The 14,249-nt window shown below is 63.0% G+C and carries 14 protein-coding genes and 1 tRNA gene; 13 read left to right on the forward strand and 2 right to left on the reverse strand.

All coding sequences use genetic code 11. From position 1 onward, the window contains the following. Positions 1 to 11 precede the first annotated feature (11 nt). The 13 genes from JS533_RS01710 (at position 12) to JS533_RS01770 (ending at position 13,519) form a co-directional block, all read left to right on the forward strand. On the forward strand, positions 12 to 2,873 hold the full coding sequence (locus JS533_RS01710; RefSeq protein WP_241512838.1) for a phage tail protein: 2,862 nt from the start codon (positions 12 to 14) through the stop codon (positions 2,871 to 2,873). A gap of 11 nt (positions 2,874 to 2,884) precedes the next feature. Beyond that, entirely contained in the window at positions 2,885 to 3,850 is a 966-nt protein-coding gene (locus tag JS533_RS01715; RefSeq protein ID WP_241512839.1) for a hypothetical protein, read from the forward strand. A gap of 13 nt (positions 3,851 to 3,863) precedes the next feature. Then, a complete protein-coding gene (locus JS533_RS01720; protein ID WP_241512840.1) occupies positions 3,864 to 8,585 on the forward strand; it encodes a hypothetical protein in 4,722 nt (1,573 codons plus the stop codon). A gap of 18 nt (positions 8,586 to 8,603) precedes the next feature. Beyond that, positions 8,604 to 8,993: a hypothetical protein gene (locus JS533_RS01725; RefSeq protein WP_241512841.1), complete on the forward strand. Its 390-nt coding sequence runs from the start codon at positions 8,604 to 8,606 to the stop codon at positions 8,991 to 8,993. A gap of 13 nt (positions 8,994 to 9,006) precedes the next feature. Next, positions 9,007 to 9,162 carry a hypothetical protein gene (locus tag JS533_RS01730; RefSeq protein ID WP_241512842.1) on the forward strand — a complete coding sequence of 52 codons (156 nt, stop codon included), beginning with the start codon at positions 9,007 to 9,009 and terminating at the stop codon, positions 9,160 to 9,162. A gap of 76 nt (positions 9,163 to 9,238) precedes the next feature. Continuing rightward, complete coding sequence (locus JS533_RS01735; RefSeq protein ID WP_241512843.1) at positions 9,239 to 9,817, forward strand: hypothetical protein; 579 nt, start codon at positions 9,239 to 9,241, stop codon at positions 9,815 to 9,817. Beyond that, complete coding sequence (locus JS533_RS01740; RefSeq protein WP_241512844.1) at positions 9,814 to 10,254, forward strand: hypothetical protein; 441 nt, start codon at positions 9,814 to 9,816, stop codon at positions 10,252 to 10,254. The genes JS533_RS01735 and JS533_RS01740 overlap by 4 nt, the downstream gene beginning before the upstream one ends. A 22-nt stretch (positions 10,255 to 10,276) precedes the next feature. Further along, positions 10,277 to 10,852, forward strand: coding sequence for a hypothetical protein (locus JS533_RS01745; RefSeq protein WP_241512845.1), 576 nt, complete (start codon positions 10,277 to 10,279; stop codon positions 10,850 to 10,852). After that, positions 10,849 to 11,373 (forward strand): hypothetical protein, encoded by a 525-nt coding sequence (locus tag JS533_RS01750; protein ID WP_241512846.1) that lies wholly within the window; start codon positions 10,849 to 10,851, stop codon positions 11,371 to 11,373. Before JS533_RS01745 ends, JS533_RS01750 begins: the two co-directional genes overlap by 4 nt. 25 nt (positions 11,374 to 11,398) lie before the next feature. Then, a complete protein-coding gene (locus tag JS533_RS01755) occupies positions 11,399 to 11,788 on the forward strand; it encodes a hypothetical protein (RefSeq protein WP_241512847.1) in 390 nt (129 codons plus the stop codon). Positions 11,789 to 11,807: 19 nt separating this feature from the next. Continuing rightward, positions 11,808 to 12,242: a cation:proton antiporter gene (locus JS533_RS01760; protein WP_241512848.1), complete on the forward strand. Its 435-nt coding sequence runs from the start codon at positions 11,808 to 11,810 to the stop codon at positions 12,240 to 12,242. Between the two features lie 12 nt (positions 12,243 to 12,254). After that, entirely contained in the window at positions 12,255 to 12,695 is a 441-nt protein-coding gene (locus JS533_RS01765) for a phage holin (protein WP_241512849.1), read from the forward strand. 2 nt (positions 12,696 to 12,697) lie between these two features. Next, on the forward strand, positions 12,698 to 13,519 hold the full coding sequence (locus tag JS533_RS01770; protein WP_241512850.1) for a peptidoglycan recognition protein family protein: 822 nt from the start codon (positions 12,698 to 12,700) through the stop codon (positions 13,517 to 13,519). Positions 13,520 to 13,606: 87 nt separating this feature from the next. On the opposite strand, the gene JS533_RS01775 is transcribed toward JS533_RS01770, so the two are convergent. Both JS533_RS01775 and JS533_RS01780 read right to left on the reverse strand, forming a co-directional pair. Further along, complete coding sequence (locus JS533_RS01775; RefSeq protein ID WP_241512851.1) at positions 13,607 to 13,942, reverse strand: helix-turn-helix domain-containing protein; 336 nt, start codon at positions 13,940 to 13,942, stop codon at positions 13,607 to 13,609. Between the two features lie 205 nt (positions 13,943 to 14,147). After that, positions 14,148 to 14,221 (reverse strand) — tRNA-Pro (locus JS533_RS01780). Between the last annotated feature and the right edge of the window lie 28 nt (positions 14,222 to 14,249).

Consider the following 14,249-nt stretch of genomic DNA (forward strand, 5'->3'; position numbering starts at 1 on the left):
CGAGGTGGCGCATGGCGATATCACTGGCACAGGCATTCGTCGAGATCGTCCCCAGCATGAAGGGCGTCGGCAAGGCCATCTCATCCGCGTTCGGCGACGCGGCATCCACCGCCGGCAGCAAGGCCGGCAAGGACATGGGCTCCAGCCTCGACACGAGCCTGTCGTCCACGCTCAAAACCGTGGGAGGCAAGGCCGGAAGCCTGCTCAAAGGCGTGGGCATCGCCGCGATCGGCGCCGCATCCGCCGCCGGCGCCGGCCTGACCGCCATCGGCAAACAGGCACTCGAAGCGTACGCGACCTACGAGCAGGCGGTCGGCGGCGTCGACACCCTGTTCAAGGACGCGTCCGGCACCGTGCAGAAATACGCCGCCGAAGCATACAAGACGGCAGGCGTTTCCGCGAACGACTACATGAACCAGGTCACCTCGTTCGCCGCGTCCCTCGTGAGCTCGCTTGGCGGCGATACCGCGGCCGCGGCGGAGGCCGCCAACACCGCGCTCGTGGACATGTCGGACAACGCGAACAAGATGGGCACGGATTTGGGCAGCCTGCAGTGGGCCTACCAAGGGTTTGCGAAACAGAACTATACGATGCTCGACAACCTGAAGTTGGGCTACGGCGGCACCAAGGCGGAAATGCAGCGTCTCATCGACGACGCGAACAAGCTGGGAGAGGCGCAGGGCAAGAGCAATGATCTGAGCATCGACAGCTTCGCGGACGTGGTCGAGGCCATCCACCGCGTCCAGGAAAACCTCGACATCACCGGCACCACCAGCCGTGAGGCCGCGACCACGATCGAGGGCGCGACCGGCATGATGAAGGCCGCATGGACGAACTGGCTGACCGAAATCGGCAAATCCGATGCCGACATGAAGACACTCACCAGCCAGCTCGTCCAGTCGGTCATCACCGTCGGCAAGAACGTCGCACCGCGTATCGCGCAGATCGCCGCCGGTCTCATCTCCGGCCTGAGCGCCGCGATGGGCGAGATCGGCCAGTACCTGCCCCAACCGGTGCAGGCCGGCATCGCCAAGGTGCAGGGCGTGTTCGCGACGTTCACCTCGTTCCTGTCCGGGTGGAGCGACAAGGCCAAGGCCCTGGTCGACATCTTCAAGACGGGCGACTTCACCAGCGGGTTCCGTGAGGCGTTCAACGTCGAGGAGGATTCGCCGGCGGTCGCCATGATCCTGCGGATCCGTGACACGGCCCTGCAGGTGAGGGATGCGATGCCGGCCATCTTCTCCAACGTCTCATCCGTCATCGGCGGCGCGTTCCAATCCGCGGTCGGTGTCGTGTCCGGCGTGTTCACGACGATCATGGGCATCGTCGGACAGGTCGGCAAGGCGTTCTCGACCGCGTTCTCGGGCAACGGCGGCACCTTGGCCGGATTGCTCTCCATCGTGACCACCATCATGGGGCTCGTCAGCCCATTGGGCATCGTCAAACTATTGTTCACCCAGTTCGGCGGACAGCTCACCCAGATCGCGTCCGCGGCCATCCCGCCGCTGGTCGGCATGCTCACCAGCCTGGCCACATTGCTGGGCGGGTCGATCGCGGCGATCCTGCCCGGCATCCAGTCTCTCCTGTCCGCGATGCTGCCGGTCATCGGACTGCTGGTCACGACTGTCGGCGGTCTCGTCACAAGCATGCTGCCCATGATCGCGACCGTGGTGCAGGCGATGCTGCCGGTGATCATGCAGCTCGTGCCGATCATCACGCAGATCGTCCAGCTGGCCGCGCAGCTCATGACCGCCATCGCGCCGATCATCGCGCAGCTCGCCAGCGCGCTCATGCCGGTGATCACGAACATCATGTCGGCGCTCATGAACCTAGTCACCGCGATCATGCCCGCGGTCAGCGGCATCGTCGCGATCGTGGCGAACATCGTCTCGGTCGTGGTCAGCGGCATCCAGATGATGCTGCCCGTCATCCAGACCGTGGTCAGCGTGGTCGCCTCCGTCGTGGCCGCGGTCGTCTCCGCGGTCGGACTGATCATCGTCACGGTAACGAACATCGTCAGCGTGGTCGCCGGCGTGGTCTCCAACGTCGTGTCATCGGTCGCCGTGGTCACCGCCATCGTGGCCGGTCTGGCTGCGGCGGTGGCCTCGGTGTTCCAAGGCATCCTCACCGTGGTCGGGTCGATCGTCAGCGCGATCGTCAGCGCGGTGAGCGCGGCGTTCCAGCTCGTCGTCAACACGATCTCCACCGCGATCAACACGGCCGGCGCGATCATCTCCGGCTTCCATGCGTTGATATCCAAGGTGTTCCAGGCGATCGGCTCGGTCATCTCGGCCACCATGAACACGATCGCCGGAGTGATCCGCAGCGGCGTGAACATCATGCAGTCCGCGTTCACCGGCATGGTCAACGCCGCCAGCAGCATGGCCGGCAAGCTCATGAGCCTGATCGGCAGCATCCCAGGCAAGATCCGCAATCTCTTCTCGAGTGCCGGCTCATGGCTCATGGACGCGGGCCGCAACATCATCAGCGGCCTGTGGAACGGCATCAGCGGCGCTATCGGCGGGCTTTACAGCAACATCACGAACGCGTTGAGCGGTCTCGTGGACAAGGCGAAGAACGCGCTCGGCATCCACTCGCCGAGCCGCGTGTTCCGCGACGAGGTCGGTCTGATGATCGGCCAGGGCATGGGCGAGGGCATCACCGATTCGATGGGATACGTGCGCAAACGCATGGACCGGCTCAACTCCGTGCTTAACCCCGCCGGCGGATTCGGCTACGACCTGTCCGGCTACACGCCCGCCACGGCCGGCAAGGCCGGTGCGAGCGTGCATATCACGAACTACTATCCGCAGGCCGACCCGTGGCCTTTGTCGACGAATTCGGCGTTGGACGAGATGGCGAACGGACTGTAAAGGAGCATCGTATGGCTGGCGTCGACTTTGCGTTGAACGGGATCCCGTTGGATTCGACGTACTGCCGTGTCACGCAGGGATCCACCCTGTTCGCCGGCGTCAGCGTCAGCCGCAATAAGGTGTCCGCGCCGTTCCGTCACGGCACCGTGCCGGACGGCATGCCACCGTCGTTCGAGGAACGGTCGGTCACCCTGAAGGTGAGCGCGTTCGGCCATGACGGCTTCCATCTTGATTCGGCGCGGTTGGCCCGCCTGTGCATGGCGCCGATGCCGGTCCTGTCGAGGACCGTGAACGGTGTCACGCAGCAGGCTGTGGTGGAGCTCGCCAGTCTGGAGGCGGATGATGGCGGCACCGTGCTGGACCGTCTCATCCCGTTCACGGCCGTGTTCGCCATGCCAGGCGTCTGGTGGCGTGACACTACGACCTACGACAGGCCGCTGGCGGCGAACACGACCGCGATCCTGTGGCCGGCGTCGAAACGTTGGACGCAATCCTATTGGACGCGCTGGGAGGGCGCGGCGAACAACAGTGCGAGCCTGCTCGCCGATTTCACGACCATGTGGATGGGTGAGGCGAACAACTCCCCCTCGCTGCTGATCCCTCTGGCCGACGGGATCCAGGATGGCATGTTCGGGGACGCTCCCCTGACCGATCTGGTCATCCGCTGTCCCAAGGGCGTCACGTCCGTCACGGTCACGGATCCGGTTACGGGCAGCGGCGTCATCTGGACGGGCAAGGCGGACGCGACCAGGTACACGTATCTGGATTGCGGCAACGCGACCGCATGGCAGACCGACGACGACCACCAGTGGACCGGGCCGGACGGGTTCGTGGACGTGACCGGCGGTTTGGACTATCCGGCCGCGGGCATGCTGCAATGCTGGCCCGCGCCCACGGACAACTCGTACAAGCTCACCACGAAACTCACCGGGTCCACGGACGGCCTGCTCGCGCACTGCCGTCGCGCCTGGTGGTGATTAGGAGGCGTCTATGACCAAGACCCTGCACGCCCGACTGGTCGCGTACATGCCGGGCGGCGACCGGCTCGGCATCCTGCAGCAGCCGCTCTCGTTCGACGCGAGCATCATCCATGACGATCTGGGTGCGTTGCAGATCGCGTATTCGAGGCGCGCGGTCGGCGGCGGCATCCTCAAACGGGGATTGGAAGCCGGGTTGGAGATCGCGCTCGAGGTGTCCGACGGGGGCGCGTGGCGGGAGCCGTACAATGGTCGGTTCCTGCTGATCGGCCGGTCTCGCAACGCGGAGGATACGAGCGACACGGTCACGTTGACCTGCCAGTCGATCGGCTGGCTGATGGGCAAGATCCTCAACAACGACACCGCGCATCTGATCACCGACGGCGACAACAAGGGCAAGCGGGCTTTCCTCTCCAGAAATCCGGGCACGATCCTCAAGACCATCATGGACGAGAACGCGCAGCGTAAAGGCGCGGCCACGATTCTCACGGCCGGGTTCGATACCGGCAAGGACAGTGGTGGCACAGCGTGGAAGAGCGTGTACACGCTCTACTATTCGCTCGGCACGTCGCTCAACTCGATGCTCTCCAGCATGGTCTCCGGCGGCGCGGTCGACTGGCGTACCGACCGGCGCACGCTCAAGGTCTGGAACGCGGACAGCACAAGCCTGAGCCGTGACCTGAGCGGCACGGTGCACGTCTCCCTAGCTCACGACGTGCTCGAGGCCCCCGAAGAGGAGTCCATCGAGGACCTGTCCTCGGACATCCTCGTGGAGGGCGACAACGGGCTCACCTTCCGCGAGGCCAACACTGCGGCGCCGACCCCGTGGGGCAAATGGGAGTCCTACGTGTCGCAGGGCGGCATTTCGGACGAGGCGACCGCGAAGGCGTTCATGCAAACCACGCTCGCATCCTCGGCGCGGGTGCGTGGCCAGTATACGCGCAGCCTGCTCGTCGTGAACGCGGAAAGCCTGCCGTTGGTCGACTACATGCCGGGCGACTGGATCAGCGCGCCAACCGTCAGCCACGGCGAGAAGGTCCGAGTCCGTCAGATCACCCTCTCCCTGGACTCGAGCGGCGTCAAGGCGTCCGTCACGTTGAACGACAAGGTGTACGACGCGCAGATCCGCCAGGCCAAGAAGATCCAGGGCATCACCGGCGGCGCGAGCATGGCCGGATCCGAAGGCGGGCGTCCCGCCCCCGAAAACGATCATCGCGTCGCCAAGGCCCCCGAGGGATTGGTCGTGGCGACCAGCGCATACATCGCCAGCGATGGCAGCGCGCAGGGCCTGGCCGTGCTCTCATGGGCGCAGGTCACGCAGGCCACCGACAGCACCGCGCTCGACATCCACGGCTACCGGGCCGAATACCGCAAGAACGCTACGGGAGCACCCTGGCAGTACGGCGGTGATGCGGACGAGACCACGCTCGCGATCGGCCGGCTGGAATGCGGCGTCGAATACGCGTTCCGCGTGCGCGCCACCCCGACCTATTCCGACAAGCCCGGCCAATGGTCCGATCAGGTCGTCATCCGCGTCGCGTCGGACACGACCCCGCCAAGCGTGCCGTCCACGCCCGTGCTCACCTCGAAACTCGGCGTGGTCGACGTGTACTGGGACGGCAAAAACGCGGCTGGCGGCGGCATGGAAGCGGACTTCGACCATTGCGAGGTCGGCATCAGTCCAGGCAACGGCAATTGGACGTACCGTGATCTGATCCAGGGCGACGGGCATTGCATCGTCACGGGCTTGGAGATCAATTCGGCATGGTGGTTCGCGTTACGAAGTGTGGACCGGTCGGGCAACATGTCCGACTGGTCGGAGGGCGCGAACGTCACGGTCGCCCCGGCGGTCACGCAAGAGGATCTGGATCAGTCCGCCGACAAGATCCTCGAGGCTGCAAAGAAGGCCGCCGCCGAGCAGGTCGCCGTGGTGGATCAGAAGGTCCAGGCGAACACTGACGCGATCACCGCGAACACGGCCAGCATTGACGCGATCAGTAAGCATGCGGCCGAAGTGGATAAGACCATCGATGAGGCGCGCAAGGACATCGATGCGGCCACCTCGACCGCCGACAAGGCGTTGGACGCGGCCAACAAGGTCGGCACCGCCGTGGACGGGTTGCACAACGTGTACACCGGCCCCGATGACCCCTCCGTCATGGAAGGTGTCGCCCTCAAGGACGGCGACCTGTGGAACCGCACCCAACCGTACTGGACGCGCTGGGCTGGAGAGGCGAACAATTCCGCCTCCCTGCTCGCCGACTTCTACACGGGCTGGGAGGGCGACGCGAACAACAGCGCCTCGTGGCTGGTCCCGTTGTCCACGCGCATCATCGGCACGTACCGGTGGACCGGCTCCCAATGGGCGTCGCTGACGAACGCGGACTTGGAGAACGCGAAGGACTCCATCAAGGCGCAACAGCAGCAGCTCGAACAGGCCGCGAAGGATCTGGCCGACGCGAACCAGCTGATATCGGGTAATACCGCGGCGATCGAGAAGGCGCGCGAGGACATCACCGCCGCCAGCACCACTGCGAAGACCGCGTTGGACAAGGCCAACAGCGTCGGCAAGACGTTGGATGGGCTGCACAACGCTTTCGAGGGACCGACCGACCCGACCACGTTGACTGGAGTGACGGTCAAACAGGGCGACTTCTGGTACAAGACCCAACCGTACTGGACGCGCTGGGCCGGCACCGCCAACAACAGCGCCAGCCTCCTGGCCGACTTCTACACGTACTGGGAAGGCACCGCCAACGACAGTGCGAGCGTGTTGGTCACGTTGGACTCCCGATACGTGGGCATCTACGTGTACGACGGCAACCAGTGGAACGAACGCAACCTGTACGCGGCGAACATCCTCGCCACCGGCAGCATCGTCGCCAAACTCATGGCCGCCGACAGCGTGAACGCTCAGGCCATCGTGGCCGGCGCGGTCACCACGGACAAGCTCGCCGCGAACTCGGTCACCGCGCAGAAGATCATGAGCGACAGCATCCTCGCCCGCCACATGACCGCCGATTCGGTGACCACGAAGGCGTTGGCCGCGGAATCCGTGACCGGTGACAAGATCAAGGCGAACTCGATCGACGCGAAGCACATCGTCACCGGGTCGCTCACCTCCGATCTGATCAAGGGCAACCTGCTGACGGGCACGACCGTGCAGGGCGGCAAGTTCGTCACGACCAACGGGCGACTATTGATCAACGACGACGGGCTGCTGCTCAAGGACGCGTCGAACAATCCGACCGTGACGATGAACTCGGCGGACGGCTCCCTGACCCTGAAGGGGCCGATCATGTCCGGCGGGTCGATCACCGGCACCACGATCACCGGAGCGATCATACAGACCACTGCAGCTGCGAGTCGTGGTGTCAAGCTCACCAGTGGTGGGCTGGTCGGTTATGACACTGCGGGGAACGCAACGTTCACGTTGGACGCGGATGGCAGTCTCAAACTGGCCGGCGCGCTCGTCACGAACGGCACGTTGACCGCTCCCACGGTGACGGGCGGCACGTTGACCGGTTCGGCGATCACGACCACGAACGGACGGCTCACGCTCACCGATTCGGGCATGATCCTGAGGAACACGGCGGGCGAGACCACGTTCAGCCTGCAAACGGTGGACGGCAGCGTCGAGATGAAAGGCTCCCTCACTTCCGGGAGCACGATCATGGGCGCTACGATCACGGGCACCACGATCAACGGCACGACCATCAACGGCGGCACGATCAGCGGCACGACCATCACGGGCACGACCATCAACGGCGCGGAGTTCAACGCGGGCAGCATCCAGATAAGCGGGTACGTGGACGGCTATTCGGTCACCACGTACATCGACTCGCAGGGCTTCCGTATCACGCACAACGGCAGCATGATCGGCGGCATCACCACCAATTCGAGCGGCAATGTCATGTTCCGCGCCAGTGCGATAGGACCGGACGACTACAACTACGTGAGCCTGACCGGCTCCAACGCGCTCACCCTCTACGACTCCGGCAGCCAGTTGTTCGCCATCTCAGGCAGCAGCAGCTCCTACACCGGATACATGAGACTGATAGCGGACGGCACCACGTTCCTGAAAATCGGCACCATGAACGGGTCGGACACCTACAACAGCGCCGTAATGTCCGACACGTCGGGCGTGGACAACAGCGAAAACTACGTCATGGTAGCCCCCAGCGTCAGCATCCTGTCCCACACCTCCGGCGCGTTGATCTTCAGCAGCTCCGGCTGGGCCGATACCCGTGGCATCGAGATGTACACGACCAACAGCAACGTCGAAATCAGGAACGGTGACGGAGCGGCCCTGACGCTCGAGGACGGGACAGCGCACCTGCGCTCAACCCAATCCAACGGCGTACGAATCGACATGAATAGCTACTACGTGGCTCTCATCGCCGGCAGTCATCACATCCAGGTCAAAACCGACGGCATCACGCAAACGAAGTCCATTGCGGCATCGAATCTGGCGAGTACCGCGGTTGCGGAGTCTCGCATGGTTTCGCTTGCCAATGACGGAGTGGACCTGGACGATGCGAGCAGCTACGACGTGGTGCCGGTCGGTATCGACGAACTGGAAACAGGACAACTGCACGACGTGCTGCGGTTGCTTGCCGATGGGGATACGAGTGGGGCCAAGACTCTTCTCGACCAGTACGAGAGCGAGCAGAGGGTCTGGACCCAGCGCGACTACGACCAGTTCGACGCGGCCATCACACGACAGCAGTCCTAACCAATGAAAGGAACACGTATGACAGATACGAATGAAACCACCGGTATCACTCCCGGCGAAGTGCCGGACACCACGCCGGATGAGACCGGGCAGACGTCGGCAACAGACCATGCGGAGACACAGCCTGAAACTCCCGTGGATACCCCTGCCGTGGTCATCGACCTGCGTCCTGCGTCGGACAGTGTGAAGGGCCGGCTGCTCGCGCTCGGCCTCGTGTTCGACTACGCGCCCAACGCCAATGAGGAGGTCTGGAGTGCGCCGGAACGTATGCTGCGCGCTCGTGTGCCGGTGACCGGCGAGCAGGTCACGTTCGAGGACATGCGCACGAACACCAGTCGTATTGTCCCGGCGGCGGAGCTTGCCACGGTCACGGACATCCTCACGTCCACGTCCGACCCGATCCAGTGAAAGGAACCCCTTCATGGACAACGACAACATCGATTACGAGCAGTCCGACCTGTTGAACGATCTCGGTTTGAAGATCGCGAACCTCACCCTGGAGAACAGCATCCTGAAGGCCAAGCTGGCCGACCGGGAACGCAGGCTCTCCGCCCTCGAACAGTCCGACAAGCAGTAACCGGACTTCTCCCTCTCTCATTTTCAAAGCCACCCCAACCGGGTGGCTTTTTTCATATCCGAAAGGAGATTCCTCAATGCAAATCAGGAATCTAGCCCCCGACCCGAACGGCGTCACAGTGAACGCGTGGGCGGGCAAGGAGAGTGCATCGCCATGGAAGGCCGATACACGGGGCCTGCTGATCGTCCGAGCCAAGACCGACGGCGAAGCGTACATGGAGTCCGCCCTGATCCCGATCACCGGCGGCACGATCTATGTGTTCGCCGGCGACATCAGCAATACCGGGGACGCCACGACGGGATCGGCGCAGGTGTTCCGACCGATCTGGCGGGATAACAACGGGACCGTCGTATCGAACAACAACCCGTTCACCGGCGGGGCGAACTTGTCGGACCGTCGTGCGGTCGGCGAGCTGACCTCGCCAGCCGGAGCGACAACGATGACCGTGCGTATCCATGCACCGGCCACCGAAGGCAAGGCGTACGTCATGTCCCGCATCCTCGTCATGGCCAAAACCGACTACACGGCATTGAAGCTGCTGGGGCTTGACTATTTCGACGGTTCGACCATGCTCCTGAACGGGGGGGGGGGATGTAGAAAACCTCATCCTGCTCGTCGCCGTGTGGTGGCTCTCGAATGGGGGCTGGCCGCATGACGCAGTTGATGAATCGTACAGCCGACCCGTATTGCGGCAAACAGTGGGCCCCGTGGCAGGCGACGGCCACTGCGACCGGCAGGTACTATACATATTCGCTGGCGGACGGCAAAACGTCCGGCACGGTGACCCTGCCGACAGGCAGTCAGGTACCGGCCGGCGACTGGGTATTGACCGTGTACGCGGAGGACTGGAAAAGCCCGAAAATCGGTTTGTCCGATGGGTCGGCGCTGCCGACGCTGTCGGACACGACGACACGATGGCAGGTGGTCCGGTTCCGGAACACGACCGCGCAGAACGTGCTTATCTGGCTCGGCGAGGGTCAATCCTCGGTCACGCCGAAACTGTTCGGCTACTACACGTATTCGGACTGGCAGTACCTACGCAACAAACTGGGCCTCTACCATTTCGCGGGGGACACGATGCCGTTGACCTGACCTCCGAATGGGGGCTGGTCGCATGACGCTCGTATACAACTATTTCCCCGATCCCCTGTTCAAGAACACCAGCGCGTATGTGACCAAGAACGGCGACGTGACCGTGACCGGCTACGACAGCAACGGCGACCACCTGATCGTCACCCCCACGTCGGATGCGAGTGGCTACGCGCAGGTGGACATTCCCTTCACCTTGGGCGGAACGTACGAGTTCCACACGTTCTTCTGGGTGCGGGACGTTTCCGTCGGCTCGTTCATCGATGACGCGTGGATCCGTATCGGCTATATCAACGCGAACGGAAAGTGGACATGGCTCGTGAATATGACCGGCGCGAAATCATTAACGCTCGTCGCATTGTCCGCGTCGTTCACCGTGCCGTCCGGCGTCAAAACGATTCGACTCGACATCGCCGCCGGTAAGCAGACCGGGAACAACGTGAGCCTCAAATCCCCCGTCCTGTGCACGCCGGCTGAATGGACGGCGCTGCAATCCCTTGGCGTGACCGCCCTCTACGGGGATCTCATGCCATTAGGGGGGGGGCTTAGCTCCCACTCTAATCATGCTTTCAACTCTCGTGACTGGGGGTTGGTGGCATGATCTTCCACAACTATTGGCCCGACCCGAAGGCCACGAGCCTGCCCGCGGTCAGCGCGGGCAACGGAACAGTGACCCGCGTGGACACGTCCCGGAACGGCCTGTACGGGTTCAATCTCATGGGCTCGGACGCCGACGGCTGTCAGACAAGATTCATTATCAACGAATGGGCGACGGCAACGCCGTCGACCAGTCTGGTCATGGTTTCCAACGTATACCGTTCATCCACCACCGCGATACGGAGCGGGTATTCGATGATCGTCGGAACCTCAGCGACGGATGGCAAATGGACGCAGCTGGGCGCCGACGGCGGCATACCGAAGAAGGGCACTACCCAACTGGTCGTACCGTTCACGCTGCCCTCGAGCGGAACGACGCAGGTCGTGTTCACCTCGCCCCTGACAGTGGGAGAGGCTGCCTCGTACACGAACCTGATGCTCATGACCGCCGCGGACTGGACCGCATGGCAGGCATGGACGGACAATCCCGGCCGCCTGTACGGGGACCTCATGCCACTGACATGACCGCCTCCCAATGGGAGGTGGCCGCATGACGTATCTGACCAATCTCGCATTGCAGCCGAAATCATTCAGCGGGTTCAACAGCGACGGCAAGACCATGCCGATCCGCCCCGTCACCGCAGGCACCGTATTGGTCGTACGCATCAGCGTATGGAAAACATGGACCGACGAAACCTCGAAGGGATTCACGATCACCTGCGGCGGGACGACACTCACCATCCCCGGCACCCCCAACGCGAACACCTGGACGATCACTCCCACACAGGACGCGACCGAGATCACCTTCACCGCCCTCAACGACGGCAAGGCCTGGCGAGCGGACAACGTGGGCGTGTTCACCACCGACGACTGGACCAAACTCCAAACCCTCGGACTCCCCAAAAACTGCTTCAACGGGGACACCATGCCACTCAACTGAAAGGAAAGAAGGCCATGCCTTGACCGACGTCATGCCCGTATGGGCCACCGTACTCGTCTCCCTCCTATCCGGAGGCGCAGGCGTCACCTTCGTCACCTGGCTACTCAACAGGATCGACCGGCGGGAGCACACGCTCACCCGAGAAGACCTCGACGCCGCGCTCGCGGATAGTCCCACCATGCGCGACATCGAGGCCAAACTCGACCGCGACTATCAGCGCCTCGAACAATCAGAACGCGACCGGCGGGCGATCCGTCTCGACGTGCTCCGTCTCGAACTGTTCGCGCACACCACCAGCCGCACCCAGCACGAGCGCCAGCTCGAAGCCGGACAGGAATATCTCTCCCTCGGCGGCAACGGCCTCGGCCACGCCCGTCATGAATGGCTCACCCACGACTACGAGCAACGCTGCAAAACCTGCGACTGGGACTACACCAAAACACACCACGAATGAAAGGACCCCATCATGGCAGACCACGCCACCACAACCATCCCCGGCCTGACACAGGCCCGCATCCAGGCCATCGCCGCCCTGGCCGTCAACCTCATCTCCACCATCAGCGCCGGCCTCGCGCTCGCCGGTCTCAACCCATTGCCGTTCACGTCGGATCAGGTGTCCGCGGCTGTGTTGGGCGTGATCGCCGTGATCTCGGCCGTGTACAACTGGTGGACTCATAACGTGGTCACCGACGCCGCGTACGAGGGCGCACAGGTGACTAATGCGATCAAGCTCGCGAAGCGGTCCGGCAACACGGCCGACCAGCCAGAGGTCAGCGAGGCCGTCGCGACCGACGCCACGGATTCCGATGATGCCAATGGTTATGTCGTGCCGGCGTATGACGGATTCGGCATTCCAGCCACCGCGGAGGACGCCGCCGCACTGTCGGCCGACTATCCCGAGGAGTGAGCATGACCACGATCCGGGAGGACATCGTCAATCAGGGGCATGGGTACCTTTCCCCTGTGTACTTCGCGGTCCACTCGACGGCGAATCCGGGAGCCACGGCCCGTAACCACCGGGATCTATGGAGCCGTAACTATGATTACGCGGTCCACCTGGTGTCCGATTGGACCGACGCGTACCATTGCGTGCCCTACAACCGTCTGTGCTGGCAGGTCGGCAACGGCAACGCGACCTGCGAGGGGCTGGAGATCTGCGAAGCCACCAACGCTGCGGACTTCGCCAAGGGCATTCAGATCGCGGCCGAAGTGGTTGCGCAGCGTCTCAAGGCCCATGGTTGGAGCGTGGACCGCATGCACCCGCACCAGTGGTTCTCCCGAACCTATGGTGGGTCGGACCATACGGACCCCATGCCGTATTTCACTCGCTACGGATACTCATGGGACAAATTCGTTAACCTCGTCAAGCAGAAACTGAATGGAGATGACATGGCAATCAGCAAGGATGATCTGTACAACATCGCGATGAGCGTGTGGACGTTCGCACCCAAGGGCTCGTCGAACAAACAGCCGTACGGCAATCCGTACGAGACTCTGAAACGCGTCACGAGAGGCGGAGGTCACGCGTACGCGACCAAGAACAGCAAGACAGGAAAGACCGGCGGGATCTGGTGGCTCACGCCCACCCTCGAACGCCACGGGTTCGGCACTTGGGCCGAATGGGAGGCATTCTGCAAGGCCAACGACATGGCCACCAGCAACTACACCATCCTCACCGAGACTGAGAGCAACAACCTCGTCCAGTTCCTCAGCCGAGCGGCAAAAGAATAGCCAATACACCACACCGCCCCGCACTCTCCGCAATGGAGGGCGCGGGGCGGTATTTGCGTTTCGGACAGTTTGTCGCGGATCCCGCCCTTACTGATCGGCGTCCGCGTAGTAGAGGATCCTGCCGTCGGTCTGTTCGCTGATACGTTGGGCGATGATCCGATGCCAGGCTGCGGGCTTGTCGTCCGGTGATTCCGCGTCCACTCGTGGCACCGGTATCGCGTCCGCCCGTTCATCGACACCTTCCCCCACCAGCCGGTCGAACAAATTCCTGAGCCCGGTGAGGTCGGCGGCGAGATCGTCCGGCACCCGCCTGTCCCGCTCCCAACGTTTGACGCTGTACTCGGCCACGCCCCACCGGCCGGCGAGCCATTTCGTGGTCAATCCCATGCTCTCGCGCAGGCATTTGCATTCCGCTGGACTCATGTTCATGAATCATAGCACAAACGGTTATAAATAGTAACCGACACGTCGCGGTGAATCTTGGACAACAAATCCCACCCCGTGCCCACATTTTGCCCACATTTTTCGTAAAACACGGCTAAAAAACATTAAAAACAGTTAATAGCAAAAAGCCGCTCTGCCCTACTCCCGTAAGGCAAAGCGGCCTATTCCCAACCCTCTCAAAGAGTCGGACCAGCGGGATTTGAACCCGCGACCCCTTGACCCCCAGTCAAGTGCGCTACCAAACTGCGCTATGGTCCGAATGACTGATTATTCACGTCGTGTCTGA

This window comes from Bifidobacterium amazonense, assembly GCF_018555435.2.
Taxonomy (GTDB): domain Bacteria; phylum Actinomycetota; class Actinomycetes; order Actinomycetales; family Bifidobacteriaceae; genus Bifidobacterium; species Bifidobacterium amazonense.

What these genes read in the sequence shown, in the direction of transcription:
- JS533_RS01710 (WP_241512838.1), top strand. Translation starts at nt 12, where the DNA reads ATGGCGATATCACTGGCACAGGCATTCGTCGAGATCGTCCCCAGCATG.
- JS533_RS01715 (WP_241512839.1), top strand. Translation starts at nt 2,885, where the DNA reads ATGGCTGGCGTCGACTTTGCGTTGAACGGGATCCCGTTGGATTCGACG.
- JS533_RS01720 (WP_241512840.1), top strand. Translation starts at nt 3,864, where the DNA reads ATGACCAAGACCCTGCACGCCCGACTGGTCGCGTACATGCCGGGCGGC.
- JS533_RS01725 (WP_241512841.1), top strand. Translation starts at nt 8,604, where the DNA reads ATGACAGATACGAATGAAACCACCGGTATCACTCCCGGCGAAGTGCCG.
- JS533_RS01730 (WP_241512842.1), top strand. Translation starts at nt 9,007, where the DNA reads ATGGACAACGACAACATCGATTACGAGCAGTCCGACCTGTTGAACGAT.
- JS533_RS01735 (WP_241512843.1), top strand. Translation starts at nt 9,239, where the DNA reads ATGCAAATCAGGAATCTAGCCCCCGACCCGAACGGCGTCACAGTGAAC.
- JS533_RS01740 (WP_241512844.1), top strand. Translation starts at nt 9,814, where the DNA reads ATGACGCAGTTGATGAATCGTACAGCCGACCCGTATTGCGGCAAACAG.
- JS533_RS01745 (WP_241512845.1), top strand. Translation starts at nt 10,277, where the DNA reads ATGACGCTCGTATACAACTATTTCCCCGATCCCCTGTTCAAGAACACC.
- JS533_RS01750 (WP_241512846.1), top strand. Translation starts at nt 10,849, where the DNA reads ATGATCTTCCACAACTATTGGCCCGACCCGAAGGCCACGAGCCTGCCC.
- JS533_RS01755 (WP_241512847.1), top strand. Translation starts at nt 11,399, where the DNA reads ATGACGTATCTGACCAATCTCGCATTGCAGCCGAAATCATTCAGCGGG.
- JS533_RS01765 (WP_241512849.1), top strand. Translation starts at nt 12,255, where the DNA reads ATGGCAGACCACGCCACCACAACCATCCCCGGCCTGACACAGGCCCGC.
- JS533_RS01770 (WP_241512850.1), top strand. Translation starts at nt 12,698, where the DNA reads ATGACCACGATCCGGGAGGACATCGTCAATCAGGGGCATGGGTACCTT.
- JS533_RS01775 (WP_241512851.1), bottom strand. Translation starts at nt 13,942, where the DNA reads ATGAGTCCAGCGGAATGCAAATGCCTGCGCGAGAGCATGGGATTGACC.